The organism is Citromicrobium bathyomarinum (genome assembly GCF_021021475.1).
GTDB lineage: Bacteria > Pseudomonadota > Alphaproteobacteria > Sphingomonadales > Sphingomonadaceae > Alteriqipengyuania > Alteriqipengyuania bathyomarina.
The window spans coordinates 1,385,489-1,398,208 of sequence record NZ_JAINWL010000001.1 but is presented as its reverse complement, the minus strand read 5'-3'; the positions used below and the strand labels follow the sequence as shown (position 1 = coordinate 1,398,208).

General features: G+C 66.2%; 19 protein-coding genes. 9 read left to right on the top strand and 10 right to left on the bottom strand.

The genetic code is table 11. The features are described 5' to 3' along the window. Nucleotides 1-2: 2 nt before the first annotated feature. Nucleotides 3-1,373: a DNA-packaging protein gene (locus tag K7H93_RS07000; RefSeq protein ID WP_230783174.1), complete on the bottom strand. Its 1,371-nt coding sequence runs from the start codon at nt 1,371-1,373 to the stop codon at nt 3-5. Next, on the bottom strand, nt 1,363-1,866 hold the full coding sequence (locus tag K7H93_RS06995) for a hypothetical protein (RefSeq protein WP_230783008.1): 504 nt from the start codon (nt 1,864-1,866) through the stop codon (nt 1,363-1,365). Before K7H93_RS06995 ends, K7H93_RS07000 begins: the two co-directional genes overlap by 11 nt. A 206-nt stretch (nt 1,867-2,072) precedes the next feature. On the opposite strand from K7H93_RS06995, the gene K7H93_RS06990 reads away from it, so the two are divergent. Both K7H93_RS06990 and K7H93_RS06985 read left to right on the top strand, forming a co-directional pair. Continuing rightward, on the top strand, nt 2,073-2,714 hold the full coding sequence (locus K7H93_RS06990; RefSeq protein WP_029140627.1) for a YqaA family protein: 642 nt from the start codon (nt 2,073-2,075) through the stop codon (nt 2,712-2,714). Further along, a complete protein-coding gene (locus K7H93_RS06985) occupies nt 2,711-3,421 on the top strand; it encodes an aquaporin (protein WP_420840375.1) in 711 nt (236 codons plus the stop codon). Before K7H93_RS06990 ends, K7H93_RS06985 begins: the two co-directional genes overlap by 4 nt. Here K7H93_RS06985 and K7H93_RS06980 read toward each other — a convergent pair. From K7H93_RS06980 to K7H93_RS06965, 4 genes are read right to left on the bottom strand one after another with little or no spacing between them, the layout of a single operon-like run. Continuing rightward, entirely contained in the window at nt 3,418-3,849 is a 432-nt protein-coding gene (locus tag K7H93_RS06980; RefSeq protein ID WP_230783007.1) for an OsmC family protein, read from the bottom strand. The genes K7H93_RS06985 and K7H93_RS06980 overlap by 4 nt on opposite strands. 58 nt (nt 3,850-3,907) lie before the next feature. Continuing rightward, nucleotides 3,908-4,690, bottom strand: coding sequence for a sulfite exporter TauE/SafE family protein (locus tag K7H93_RS06975; protein ID WP_230783172.1), 783 nt, complete (start codon nt 4,688-4,690; stop codon nt 3,908-3,910). An 8-nt stretch (nt 4,691-4,698) separates the two neighbouring features. Beyond that, nucleotides 4,699-5,244, bottom strand: coding sequence for a rhodanese family protein (locus tag K7H93_RS06970; protein ID WP_230783006.1), 546 nt, complete (start codon nt 5,242-5,244; stop codon nt 4,699-4,701). Nucleotides 5,245-5,250: 6 nt separating this feature from the next. Beyond that, complete coding sequence (locus K7H93_RS06965; RefSeq protein WP_010239803.1) at nt 5,251-5,577, bottom strand: ArsR/SmtB family transcription factor; 327 nt, start codon at nt 5,575-5,577, stop codon at nt 5,251-5,253. 69 nt (nt 5,578-5,646) lie between these two features. Here K7H93_RS06965 and K7H93_RS06960 point away from each other — a divergent pair, with 69 nt between their 5' ends. Beyond that, a complete protein-coding gene (locus K7H93_RS06960; RefSeq protein ID WP_230783005.1) occupies nt 5,647-6,531 on the top strand; it encodes an MBL fold metallo-hydrolase in 885 nt (294 codons plus the stop codon). Here the strand turns inward: K7H93_RS06960 and spt are convergent, their stop codons facing one another. The 3 genes from spt to K7H93_RS06945 form a co-directional block, all read right to left on the bottom strand. Beyond that, nucleotides 6,532-7,785 carry a serine palmitoyltransferase gene (gene spt / locus K7H93_RS06955; protein ID WP_226664407.1) on the bottom strand — a complete coding sequence of 418 codons (1,254 nt, stop codon included), beginning with the start codon at nt 7,783-7,785 and terminating at the stop codon, nt 6,532-6,534. A gap of 7 nt (nt 7,786-7,792) precedes the next feature. After that, entirely contained in the window at nt 7,793-8,038 is a 246-nt protein-coding gene (locus K7H93_RS06950) for an acyl carrier protein (RefSeq protein ID WP_029140632.1), read from the bottom strand. 83 nt (nt 8,039-8,121) lie between these two features. Next, nucleotides 8,122-8,490, bottom strand: a complete 369-nt coding sequence (locus K7H93_RS06945) for a response regulator (RefSeq protein ID WP_010239815.1) — start codon at nt 8,488-8,490, stop codon at nt 8,122-8,124. A 54-nt stretch (nt 8,491-8,544) separates the two neighbouring features. Here K7H93_RS06945 and K7H93_RS06940 point away from each other — a divergent pair, with 54 nt between their 5' ends. The 4 genes from K7H93_RS06940 to K7H93_RS06925 are packed head-to-tail and all read left to right on the top strand — an operon-like array spanning nt 8,545 to nt 11,099. After that, nucleotides 8,545-8,835, top strand: a complete 291-nt coding sequence (locus K7H93_RS06940) for a DUF3572 domain-containing protein (RefSeq protein WP_230783004.1) — start codon at nt 8,545-8,547, stop codon at nt 8,833-8,835. Then, entirely contained in the window at nt 8,832-9,461 is a 630-nt protein-coding gene (locus tag K7H93_RS06935) for an HAD family hydrolase (protein WP_230783003.1), read from the top strand. Before K7H93_RS06940 ends, K7H93_RS06935 begins: the two co-directional genes overlap by 4 nt. Then, nucleotides 9,458-9,922, top strand: coding sequence for a RidA family protein (locus K7H93_RS06930; RefSeq protein WP_197634868.1), 465 nt, complete (start codon nt 9,458-9,460; stop codon nt 9,920-9,922). The genes K7H93_RS06935 and K7H93_RS06930 overlap by 4 nt, the downstream gene beginning before the upstream one ends. Nucleotides 9,923-9,962: 40 nt before the next feature. Beyond that, a complete protein-coding gene (locus K7H93_RS06925) occupies nt 9,963-11,099 on the top strand; it encodes a GNAT family N-acetyltransferase (RefSeq protein WP_230783002.1) in 1,137 nt (378 codons plus the stop codon). A gap of 3 nt (nt 11,100-11,102) precedes the next feature. Here the strand turns inward: K7H93_RS06925 and K7H93_RS06920 are convergent, their stop codons facing one another. Next, nucleotides 11,103-11,429: an SEL1-like repeat protein gene (locus K7H93_RS06920; protein WP_010239826.1), complete on the bottom strand. Its 327-nt coding sequence runs from the start codon at nt 11,427-11,429 to the stop codon at nt 11,103-11,105. Between the two features lie 315 nt (nt 11,430-11,744). Between K7H93_RS06920 and dksA the strand changes: the two genes are divergently transcribed. Both dksA and K7H93_RS06910 read left to right on the top strand, forming a co-directional pair. Continuing rightward, nucleotides 11,745-12,203 (top strand): RNA polymerase-binding protein DksA, encoded by a 459-nt coding sequence (gene dksA, locus K7H93_RS06915; RefSeq protein WP_010239828.1) that lies wholly within the window; start codon nt 11,745-11,747, stop codon nt 12,201-12,203. Nucleotides 12,204-12,330: 127 nt separating this feature from the next. Beyond that, nucleotides 12,331-12,711 (top strand): PilZ domain-containing protein, encoded by a 381-nt coding sequence (locus tag K7H93_RS06910; protein ID WP_230783001.1) that lies wholly within the window; start codon nt 12,331-12,333, stop codon nt 12,709-12,711. The last annotated feature ends 9 nt before the right edge of the window (nt 12,712-12,720 follow it).

The following is a 12,720-nucleotide window of genomic DNA, read 5'->3' as shown; positions in this document are numbered from 1 at the left end:
TTTCACATCCCCCGCACCCGCGGCCTCCCGCTGCGCCCCAGCATCAGTTCGGTCAGCGCCCAGACCAGCGCGTCGGCGCGGTCGGGGGAGCGGCCCGGGCCTTCGTATCCTCCACCGATCGTGAGCCCGCACAGCTGGTCCTCCAGCTTCGCGAACAGCCCGGCGTGGTGCACGCGGCCTGCTTCGTAGAGCGCGGCGACCGGTTCGGCGCGGGCGGCTTTGCCTCGGCTGGCGTGGACCAGCTTGACCGGCAGCGACACATCCGCCGCGCGCAGCACGCTTTCGACCATCGCGCCGCCCTGGTTAGCCTCGGCGATGACGCGGTCGGCCTCCCACTTCTCGGCGGCTCGCGCGACGGCTCGCGCCCATTTCTCGGGCGAGGCGCGCTCTAAGCTTTCGTCGGCGAAGACGGTGGCGAGCGCTTCGTCGTCGATGCCGCAGACTACTATCCCGCAGGCGTCGCCGTGGGCGCTGGCGGGGGGATCTACGCCTATGACGATGCGGGTGAGACCGTTGGTCTCGGTCGCAGCCCGTTCCCCCGACCCCATCCCCTGAAGGAGAGGGGGAGTGGTGCGGCACATCTCCAGCATGGCGCGGGTCCACAGCGCGCCTTCGATGTCGGTCAGCAGTTCGCCGTCCAGTTCCTGCCGCCCCAGCGTGGTGCTGCCGAACTGGCGGCGCATCCGGTTCACGAAGCGGGTGGGGAGGTTGCCCTCGTTGTCCCATGTCGTCCCGCGCGTCACCGCGACGTCGCCGGTTTCGGCCTCCTCCAGCAATCGCCGGACCAGCGGGACGGCGCGCGGCGTGGTGGTCGCAGCCACGCGGGGGTGCCCACCCAGGCGCAGGCCCATCTGCAGGTTGTCCCACGCCGCCGTGGCCCGCTCGCCTGCATTGTCCCACTTGGCGATCTCGTCGCACCACGCGTGGCTGTGCTGCGGACCGCGCAAGGATTCGGGCTCGGCGGCGGAGTAGCAATAGCCGCGCGCGCCGCCAGGCCACGAGAGCCGCCGCAGGCTCGGCTCCCATTGCGGAGCATAATCCGGCGGCGACACCGCGAGGATGCCGCTCTCCCCTTCGATCATGACGCTGCGCACCTCGGCCAGAGAGGCACCGACCAGCGCGATCCGTGCGTGCCGATCAGTGCGCGCGAGCATGCGCACCCATTCGGCACCCGCCCGCGTTTTGCCGAAGCCGCGCCCGGCGCAGATCAGCCACGTGTGCCAGTCGCTTGTCGGCGGCATCTGTTCCGCCCGCGCCCAGAGCGGCCAGTAGCGGGCGATCGCGTGGGCATCTCCTTTGCTCAGCGAGGCGTACCAGTCGAGCCGCGCCTCCGGGGCAAGTTTGAGCAGGTCGCCCAGCCAGTCAGCGCCCATCGCCGCCATCGGTCTGCGATGCGGCGCCGTCCTTGGCGAGGCGCTCGCGGATCGTGGCAAGCTTGGCTTCGAGCGAGGCGAACACCTCCGCCTCGTCCTGCCCGTGGCGCTTCGCCCTCTCGGTGGCGATGGCCTCGCGGTGTGCGGCGAGCAGGCGGATTGCGCTGGTGATGTCGAGCTTGCGGTCGGGATCGTGGCCGCGCAGGCTTGCCAGCACTTCCATCTCCAGGTGCTCGTATCCCTCGTACAGCGCGCCACGCCATGCGGCGGCGAAGTCCGCATGTTCGCGCCGGGTCTTGTAGGCGCGGCTGGGGGAGACGCCCGCCGCCCTTGCCGACGCGGACACGTTGGAGGTCGCGGCCAGCGCTTCGAGGAAATAGGTCCGCCAGTGGGTGCTGACCGGGCCTTCCGCCCGCGCGCCCGTCTGTCGGTCGATCAGGCGCGAGCGTTTGGCGCGCGCCCTTGCAGGCGCGCCCAGTGGTGTTTCTGTCATGACATGATGACCCCGGGGGCTGGCGATTGGTACGGCGGTCGATCCCGCTGCCGCCCGCACCATCGCGATGTTCCGTACCTCTAACCAAAGAGCGTCACGATGTCAATGCTCAAATAACCTATCTGGTAAATTATCCGATCCACGCACGCGCTTGCGCGGGGTGGGCGGCTCGCCTAAGCGCTGGCGAAATCTGGGAGGGAGCGGCAATGCTGCGCGGTCTGTACAATTGGACGATGGAGAAGGCGGCGCATCCCTATGCGCAGTGGTGGCTCGCGTTCTTCTGCTTCGTCGAAGCCAGCTTCTTCCCCATCCCGCCGCACCCGCTGCTGGGCCTGATGTGTCTGGCAGAGCCGAAGAAGGCGATTCGCTTCGGCGTGATCGCCACGCTCGCCTCGGTTGTCGGCGGGCTGTTCGGCTATTTCATCGGCTGGGGCCTGTACGATCTGGTCGGCGAATGGCTGATCGGCGTGATCGGGATGACCGACAGCTTCCCGCGCGCCGCCTGCTATCTGCGCGAATACGACTGGGAGGCGATCGTGGTCGCCGGATCGACTCCGGTGCCGTTCAAGCTGCTGACGATCTCTGCCGGGTTCGTGAACATGAACATCGTCACCTTCATCCTCGCCAGCCTGGTCGGACGCGGGATGATCTTCTTCACCGTGGGCCTGCTGTTCCGCATCTTCGGCGCGCCGATCAAGGTCTTCATCGACAAGTATCTTCCGTGGGTCACCGCCGCGTTCGTCGCGCTGGTGATCGGTGGGGTGCTGGTGCTGACCCAGGTCGGCCATGGTGACGAAACCGACGCAAACGATCCGTGCGCTGCGGTCCACAGCATCGAGGATCTGTGAGCCTCCTCGCCGAGGCGGCGCCGCCCGCAGAGCACGCCCTGTCACGCCGCCTCGCCGCGGAGGCGATCGGCAGCTTCTTCCTCTTCGCCGGCGTGCTTGGCTCGGGGGTGATGGCGGAAAATCTGATGGACGGAAACGTTGCGGTCGCCCTGCTCGCCAACACGATCGCCACCGGGGCAATCCTCTACGTGCTGATTGCGATGCTGGGGCCGATCTCGGGCGCGCATTTCAACCCCGCGGTCAGCATCGCCTTCGCGCTGCGCGGGGAGACGCGGGTGCGCATTGCGCTGCTCTATATCCTCGTCCAGCTGCTGGCGGGTGCGCTGGGCGCGCTGGCGGTCCACCTGATGTTCGACCTGCCGATCCTGCAGCTCTCGACCAAGGCGCGCACGGGCGTTGGCCAATGGGCGGGCGAGGCGATCGCGACTTTCGGCCTCGTGCTCACCATCCTCGTCACATTGAAGCGCTTGCCCGGGTCGGTTCCGGCCAGCGTCGCGCTCTACATCACCGCCGCCTACTGGTTCACCAGCTCGACCAGCTTCGCCAATCCCGCGATCACCGTGGTCCGCTCGCTCAGTGACACCTTCGCCGGGATCGCCCCGGTCGACGTGCCCGGCTTCATCGCCGCGCAGCTGGTGGGAATGATGCTGGCGGTGGGTGTGGGCGGATGGCTCAGCGCCGATCCGCCCACGGGGGAAGCCGGTTAGCCGTTGAACGTCGTTTCCAGCGTGATCTCGGTATCGAGCAGCTTGGACAGCGGGCAGTTTTCCTTGGCGGTCTTGGCGCATTCCTCGAACGTCGCCTTGTCGAGCCCGTCGCCGCCGCCGGTGACGGAGAGGGCGGACTTGCTGACCTTGAAGCCCTCGCCATCCTTTTCGAGCGTGACCTTGCAGGTCGTCTCAATCGTGCCGTCCGAGTGGCCCTTGCCCGCCAGCTGGAACGACAGCGCCATGGTGAAGCAGCTGGCATGCGCGGCTGCGATCAGTTCTTCGGGGTTGGTGCCCGGCTCATCCTCGAACCGGGTCTTGAAGCCGTAGGGCTGGTCCTTGAGCGCGCCCGAGCCGGTCGAGACGTGGCCCTTGCCGTCCTTGCCGAAGCCTTCGTACTTTGCGCTGCCAGTGCTGATATTCGCCATTAGAGAATCTCCTTCTGCCCTGTGAGACGAAAGGCGTGGCCAGCGGTTCCGCGCTATCTCAGCCCAGCGACTTGACGATCACCCACACGCCGACGGCCGCGACCAGCACCGCAAATCCGATCTCCAGCGCTCGCTTGTGCGTGGCGAGCTTCGCGCCGGCGCCGCGACCCAGCACGCTGCCGCCGATGCCTCCGGCGACCAGCCAGGCGACGATCGTCCAGTCGACCATGCCCGAAAGCGCGTAAGACCCGGCGGTGGTGATCCCGAAGGCGCTGACCGCGACCAGCGAGCTGCCGATCGCCAGCGACAGCGGCATCGCGGTCGCGAAGACCAGCCCCGGCACGATCAGGAAGCCACCGCCGATCCCGAAGAAACCGGCGAGCAGCCCGGTGCCAAACCCGATCGGGAGGATGCGCGAGAGCATGGATTTCGCATTCTCGCGCGTCATCCGCACCAGCGGGTTCTCCGCCGCCTTGCGACCGCGCAGCATCAGCAGCGCGACCACCACCATCAGCCCGCCGAACAGGCCGAGCAGGCTCTCCCCGTCGACGGCCTTGCCCGCCTCCGCGCCCAGCGCCGCACCCGCCGACCCGGCGAGCGCGAAGCTGAGCGCGCATTGCCAGCGGACATTGCCCGCACGCGCGTGGCCGATCAGCCCGACCAGCGCGTTGAGCGCGACCGCCACCGCGGCGGTGCCGATCGCCATGTGCGGCGATTTCATCCCCACCGCATAGACCAGCAGCGGGACGGCGAGGATCGAGCCCCCGCCGCCGACCAGCCCCAGCACGAAGCCGATCACTCCGCCCGAAAGCAGCGTGATGAGGATATGGGCCGCGTCCATCGATCGCGTCAGGCCGCTGCGGCCCGCCGGTTCCACGGCATGATCGCGAGCAGGTACGCCATCCCGCACCAGCCGGTGGTGCCAGCGAAGACCAGCCCTGCGCCCACAAAGCCCGACAGCGCGAACCATCCCGGCGCCACCGTGAGGCCCAGGATCACGCCCAGCAGCACCAGCGATCCGGCGGCGATCTGAACCTGCCGCATGATCTCGATCGGCTGGCTGCGGTCTTCCTCCACCGGCAGGTCGGCCTTGCGCCAGCCTTCCAGCCCGCCTTCGAGCAGGAAGGCCTCGCCATCATGGCACGCGGCGAGCCGCTGTGCATTGCTGCCGGTCCGCATGCCGGAGCGGCACATGAACACGATCGGGCCGTCGCAATCGATCCGCTCGATCTGGTCGAGCGGGCGATTCTCGGCACCCTGTGCGCGGGCGCGGGCGAACTCGTCGGTCCCGCGAATATCCACCAGTTTTGCGCCTTCGGCCATCATGCGCCGTGCCTCGGTGGGGGAGACGGTTTTGGGGGTGTTGGCGGTAGAAGTCGTAGGTGTAGCAGTCATGGGGGGTCACTCCTGACAATAGAGATCGTGAAGGGTCGCCAGCAGGGTGCGGCAGCGCGGGTCGGCGATGCGGTACCAGGCGGTCTGCGCCTCGCGCCGGGAGTCGACCAGACCCTCGGCCCGCATCTTCGCAAGGTGCTGCGAGAGCGCGGACTGGGACAGGCCGACCTCCTCGGCCAGCGCGTTCACCCGCATCTCGCCATGTTCGGCCAGCTTGCACATCACCATCAGGCGACGGGTGTTGCCGAGCGCCTTGAGCAGCTCGGCGACGGAAGATGCATTGGCCTCGAACGTGGCGAGGTCTGCGGGGGCGAGAAGTGTGTCGTTTTCCATTAGCACTTGCTAAATAAGCAATCGCTAATATATGTCAAGCGTCAACAGCAAGCCCGATGGAGACTGATCATGACGAACCCCCGCATTCGCGCCTTCTTCGACGAACCGACCAACACGGTCAGCTATCTGGTCTGGGATCCGGACACGGCGAAGGGCGCAGTCATCGACCCTGTGCTCGACTTCGATCTCGCCTCGGGCGAGGCGGACGTGCGCTCTGCCGAAGCGATCCTTGCCGCCGCCGAAGAGGAAGGCGTGACGATCGAGCGCGTGCTCGAAACCCACGCCCATGCCGACCATCTGAGCGCGGCACCCTTCATCAAGGGCAAGACCGGCGCGCGAATCGGGATCGGCGCGCATATTCGCGATGTGCAGAAGATCTTCCGCCCGGTCTTCGGGATGGACGACCTCAAGACCGACGGATCGGATTTCGACGACCTGTTCGCCGATGGAGAGACCTTCGCGATCGGCTCGCTCACCGTCGAGGTGCTGCACGTGCCCGGCCACACGCCCGCCGACATCGCCTACAAGATCGGCGATGCGGTGTTCGTGGGCGACACGCTGTTCATGCCCGATTTCGGCACCGCGCGGGCGGACTTCCCCGGCGGCGATGCGCACCAGCTCTACCACTCGATCCGCCGCCTGCTGGCGCTGCCCGAGGACACCCGGCTGTTCATGTGCCACGACTACAAGGCCCCGGGGCGCGACGATTACGCGTGGGAGACCACCGTGGGCGAGCAGAAGCGTAGCAGCGTGCACGTCCACGACGGCGTGAGCGAGGACGAGTTCGTCGCCATGCGCGAGGCGCGCGACAGCGACCTTGCCGTGCCGCGGCTGCTGCTACCCTCGGTCCAGGTCAATATCCGCGCCGGCCGCTTCCCCGAAGCGACCGACAACGGCGTTTCCTATCTGCGCATTCCGATCAAGCCGGTGCGCCATGCGCTGGATGCCGGCTGATCAGATAATCCCGGTCGCCTTGCCCGCGCGCTCGAACATGCCGAGGATGGTGGCGACCTCTTCCTCGCTATGTTCGGCGCACAGCGAGCAGCGCAGCAGCGTCATGTTGGCGGGCGTTGCGGGCGGGCGGGCGAGATTGACGTAGAGCCCTTCCTTCAGCAGCGCCTCCCACATCTGCGCGCCCCTGGTCAGGTCGGGCATGATGACGGCGATGATCGCGCTCTGCGGCTCGTCGGTGCCGAGCTGGAAGCCGAGGTCTTTCAGTCCCTTGTGCAGCGTGCGGGAATTCTCCCACAGGTGCGCGCGCTTGTTGCCGCCGTGCATCAGCTTGCGGATGCTGGTCGCGGCGGTGGCGACCACGCTCGGCGGAAGGCTGGCGGTGAACACGTAGGGGCGGCACACCAGCCGCATGATCTCGAAATCGGGGTGGTTGGAGACGCAGAAGCCGCCCACCGTGCCCACGCTCTTCGAGAAGGTGCCGATCACGAAGTCGACATCGTCGAGAACGCCCTGCGCTTCGGCAACGCCGCGGCCATGCTCGCCGATGAAGCCCATCGAGTGCGCTTCGTCCACCAGCACCATCGCGCCCGCTTCCTTGGAGACGCGGATCATCTCCTTGAGCGGAGCGACGTCGCCCAGCATCGAATAGACGCCTTCGAGCACGACCAGCTTGCCCGCATCGGCGGGAATGCGCTTCAGCCGCTTTTCGAGCGCCTCGATGTCGTTGTGGCGGAAGGGGACGATCTCGGCCCGGCCCATTGCGCAGCCATCGTAGATCGAGGCATGGCTGTCGATATCCAGCACCACGTAATCGCCCTTGCCGGCGATGGTGGAGATGATCCCGAGGTTGGCCTGGTAGCCGGTGGAAAAGACCATCGCATGGTCCATTCCGTAAAATTCCTTGAGCGCGTCCTCGCACTCCTTGTGGCCCTGATACGTGCCATTGAGCACGCGGCTGCCGGTGGTCCCGCTACCGAATTCCTCCAGCGCCTGCTTGCCCGCCTCGATCACGTCCGGATCGAAGGTCATACCCATGTAGTTGTAGGTGCCGAGCAGGATCGTCTCGCGCCCGTTGCAGATCGCGCGGGTGGGCGAGAGGACCTTTTCCATCACCAGGTTGAAGGGATCTTCCACCCCGCTGGCGAGCAGGCCTTCGCGCATCGCGATCAGATCGTCGAACTTGGCGAAAAGATCGCCCTTGGCGCGGCCTTCACGCACTACGGGCGCGTCCGGCTGGCTGATGCCTTCACTCATCGTGCGATCACCCTGCGTCGACCAGTTTCTTCACGGCATCGACCAGCTGGCCATAGGTCTCGATCTCGGCCTGCTGGTTCATCGAGATGATGATGTCGAACTCGTCCTCGATCGCGGCGACGAAGTCCATCACGGTCAGGCTGTCGAATTCGAGGTCGCCCTGAAAGGTGGTCGCATCGGTAATCGTGACCCCGTTCTTGTTGAACGGTTCGATCAGGTCGCGGATTCGCCGGTCGATCTCGGCACGGTCCATCGCGGGCATCCTCTAAGAAGAATTGGGGAAGGGGCCGCCAAAGCGCTTTCGGCCCGGATTTGTCAAGCTTTCGCGAGGCGGCGCTACTCGCCGATCAGCGCGAGAACCTTGGCCGAGAAGGGCCCGATGGAGACCGGTTTGGCAAGGTAATCCTCTGCGCCTGCGGCGCGGATCCGGTCTTCGTCGCCCTTGCCCGCATAGGCGGTCACCGCGAGCACGGGCACGCCCGCGAGCTTGGGATCGGCCTTCATCTGCGCGATCAGGTCGAGGCCGGAGACATGCGGCAGCTGGATGTCCATGATCGCCAGATCGGGGCGGAACTGGTGCGCCGAGGCGATCACCGAATTGCCATCCGCACAGCCCAGCACCTCGTAGCCCTTGGCGCGCAGCACATCGCAGAACAATTTGCGGTTGAGATCGTTGTCCTCGACAACAAGGATGCGTTTTGCCACGTCTCGCCCAACTCCTGATTTCCCCCGCTATCGGATAGGCCACCAGCCCCCCCTATGACAACGCCCACGACACCGGACCCTTCCCACGGCTGTCACAGTGATGCCGAAGCGCTGGCACTGGGCGCGCTGGGCTGGATCCTGACCGACGAGCGGCGGGCCGACCGCCTGCTCTCGCTGACCGGACTGACTCCCGAACGGTTGCGCCACGGGATCGAGGACCGCAGTGTGCAGGCTGCGGTGCTCGAATTCCTCGCCGCGCACGAGCCCGATCTGGTCCTCGCCGCCGATGCGCTCAATGTCGATCCGGCGGTGATCATCGCCGCGCACCGGGAGCTGTCTGCATGAGCGCGCGCCCGCTTGTCATCACCGATTGCGACGAAGTGCTGCTGCACATGGTCGCGCCTTTCCGCGACTGGCTGGGCGAGGCGCATGGCATCGACTTCGCCTTCGACGCGCCCGATTTCACCACTGCGCTGACCCGCCGCGAGAGCGGCGAGACGGTCGAGCAGAAGGAGATCTGGCGGCTGCTCAACGGTTTCTTCGATACCGAGATGGAACGGCAGGAGCCGATCGCGGGCGCGGTGGAGGCCTATGGCACGCTGGCCGAGCAGGCCGATGTGGTGGTGCTGACCAATCTGCTGGACCACCGGCAAGAGGATCGCGCGCGCCAGCTCGCTCGCCACGGTATCGACGTGAAGGTCTACACCAACCAGGGCCCGAAGGGCGGGGCGATCGCGCGGATTCTGGACGAGTACTCCCCCAGCCGCGCGGTGTTCATCGACGATCTTTCACAGCACCACAGCTCGGCGCGCGAGCATGCGCCCGATATTGCCCGACTGCACTTGTGCGGCGAGCCCGGCCTCGCCCCGCATATTGCATGCGGAGCCAAGGCGGGCGATGCGCACGCCCGAATCGATACGTGGCACGAAGCGCTGCCATGGATACTGGACCGACTGGAGAAACCCGCATGACCATTCAAGCCCGCCTCGACGAACTGGGGATCACCCTGCCCAAGGCCGCGGCTCCCGTTGCCAGCTACGTACCGGTCGCGGTGCATGGCGGCCTTGCGTATCTTTCCGGGCAACTGCCTTTCATCGACGGCGAACTGGTCACCGGGCGGCTGGGCGATGACGTGAGCCTTGAAGACGGCGTCGCCGCCGCGCGGGCATGCGGGCTGATGATTCTTGCACAGCTGGAAGGCGCGCGCATCTCGCTCGACCGGGTGGAGCGCGTCGTCAGGCTCGGCGCGTTCGTCAATTCTACCGCCGATTTCACCGATCAGGCGAAGGTCGCCAATGGCGCGTCCGAACTGATGTTCGACGTGTTCGGAGAAGCGGGCCGCCATGCCCGCGCAGCGGTCGGCGTGCCGGTCCTGCCGCTGGGCGCGGCGGTCGAGGTCGACGCGATCATCGCGCTGCGCCCGCAGCACTAGCGGCTCGCGAAGCGCCCCATGCGTTCCCATATCGGCGATAATGGCGGATAGAGAGCTCACGGCACGCATCCACGGCGGGGTCGCCGGTATTGACGCGGCGGCGTGGGATCGGGTTGCGGGCGAGGACAATCCCTTCGTCGGCCACGCGTTCCTCTCCGCGATGGAGGATTCGGGCAGCGTCGGGCCGGGCACCGGCTGGCAGGCTGCACCGATCACGATTGCGGACGACGGCGGCACGATCCACGCGGCTCTGCCGGCCTACCTCAAGTCGCACAGCCGCGGCGAATACGTGTTCGACCAGGGCTGGGCCGACGCTTACGAGAGGGCGGGCGGGCGCTATTATCCCAAGCTTCAGATCGCCGCGCCCTTCACCCCGGCGACGGGCCCGCGCCTGCTGTTCGAGGACGAGGCCTTCGCCGCGCCGCTGCTGAACGCGGCCGAGCAGGTGTGCCACGAACATGCCCTGTCGGGCGCGCACGCGACTTTCATTGCGCCCGATCAGGTCCCGCTTTTCGAGCGTGCCGGGTGGCTGATTCGCAGCGATCTGCAGTTCCACTGGGAAAACGACGGATTCAAGGATTTCGACGCGTTTCTGGACACGCTTGCGAGTCGCAAGCGCAAGAACCTGCGCAAGGAGCGCGCGAAGGCACAGGAGCAGGTCGAGATTCGCCACCTCACCGGCGCCGACCTGACCGAGGATGTGTGGGACGCGTTCTGGGAATTCTATCAGGATACCGGAATGCGCAAATGGGGCACGCCCTATCTGACGCGCGAGGCCTTTACCCTGTTGGGCGAGCGGATGGGTGAGCAGATCCTGCTGATCTTCGCGTATCTGAACGGACAGCCGGTTGCGGGCGCGATGAACGTGATCGGCGGGACCACGCTGTTCGGGCGCTACTGGGGGTGCCTGGTCGACATCCCCTTCCTGCATTTCGAGCTGTGCTATTATCAGGCGATAGACACGGCGATCGCGCGCGGGCTGTCGCGTGTGGAGGCAGGGGCGCAGGGCGGGCACAAGCTCGCGCGCGGATATGCTCCGGTGCAGACGCGCTCGGCGCATTATATAGCCGATCCGGGCCTGCGCGCCGCGGTGGCTGAGTTCCTCGAGCGCGAGCGGCAGGGCATCGCGGCGGAACAGAACTTCCTCGAAGAGCGAACGCCCTTCAGGAAAGGCTAGTCGTCAGGCGCTCTTGCGATGTTCGATCATCCACTGGCGCGCGCGGCGCTGTGCTTCGGCGATTTCGCGGGCGGTCATCTCGTCGGAAATATCGGCCCGGCACCAGGCCGCTTCCTGATGGCCCCTTGCGGCGGCGAGGTTGAACCACTGGTGCGCTTCGATCAGGTCGCAGTCGAGCCCGTGGCCCCCGGTCGACCAGATGACGCCCAGTTCGTAGCACGCCTGCCCATCGCCATCGGCGGCAGCCGCGATCAGCCGCGCGATCGTCAGGTCGGCAATCTGGTCGGTGGCCGGTGTGGCCGTCTCGATTTCTACACTGGTCAGTCGCATGGTAATTCCCCTGTCCTCATTATCCCCTTCTAGACGGGTTGCAGCCCGCCCGTTCACTTCTTGCTGGTCATGGTAAACAGGCCGTTAATGGCCGCGCCTCTTTCTGCCGGTTGCGCAAGGTACAGCCGCGACGGATGCGCAGGTTCGGTTCGGCGTGCATTCGTTCGCGGAGCGACACTTAGTTTCACTTTCGGGGATAAGCGCTTGTTCGGCATCGCATGCCTGCTAAGAGCCGCCGCCATAGGCTCCGCTGCTTGCCTTGACGGCAGTGAGAGGAGCCGGTCACGGGTGGGACCGGAAGAGATAGAGGACGTGATGGCCGCAGAAGCGCTCAGCGAAAGCGAAATTCTGGCCAAGGCGAACAAGGCCTTGCCGGACGACTATACGCCCTCCGACGACGAAGAATACATGAACGAGCGGCAGCAGCAGTTCTTTCGCAAGCTGCTGATCGAATGGAAGCATTCGCTGCGCACCGAAGCGGGCGGCACCTTGCAGAACCTTGCCGATGCGCCGCTGCGCGAACCCGACCTGACTGATCGCGCGTCGAGTGAGACCGATTGGGGAATCGAGCTGCGTACCCGCGACCGCCAGCGCAAGTTGATCGCCAAGATCGACGCCGCGCTACGCCGGATCGACGCGGGTGAATACGGCTATTGCGAAGTCACCGGCGATCCGATCGGCCTGCAGCGCCTGATCGCGCGCCCGGTCGCGACCATGACGGTCGAGGCGCAGGAAGCGCACGAGCGGCGCGAGAAAATCTCCCGCAACGACTGAACTCGCCCAAAGGCGGGGGGAATTGCGGTAAAGCGGTGTTTAAACTTTCTTAGCCTGTCTCGCGCTAGATGCAGCAAAGGGCCGTCACAGGCCCCTAACTGCGACCCGGACAGACCGAGACGACCGAATGAACGCCATCGATACCAGATCTGTGAAGCGCGACAGCCTGTTCCTGACGGCGGAACTGACCCTGGCCGACGGAGGCCAGTCGACTCGCGTGAAGGTGCGCAACCTTTCCGACGGCGGAATGATGGCAGAGGCCGATCTGTACGTCGAACGGGGCATGCGTCTGGCCGTGGACCTGCGCAATGTGGGCCGCGTCACCGGCTCGGTCGCGTGGACGCAGGACAACCGCTTCGGCATCGTGTTCGACAACGAAATCGATTCGAAGAAGGTTCGCGAGGCTCCGGCACCCGCGGGCGACAGCACGCCGCGCTATACCCGGCCTTCCTCGATCGCGCCGCCGTCGGCCCAACAGGTCTCGCCGCGTTCGATCCGCAAGATCTAGCACGAAACC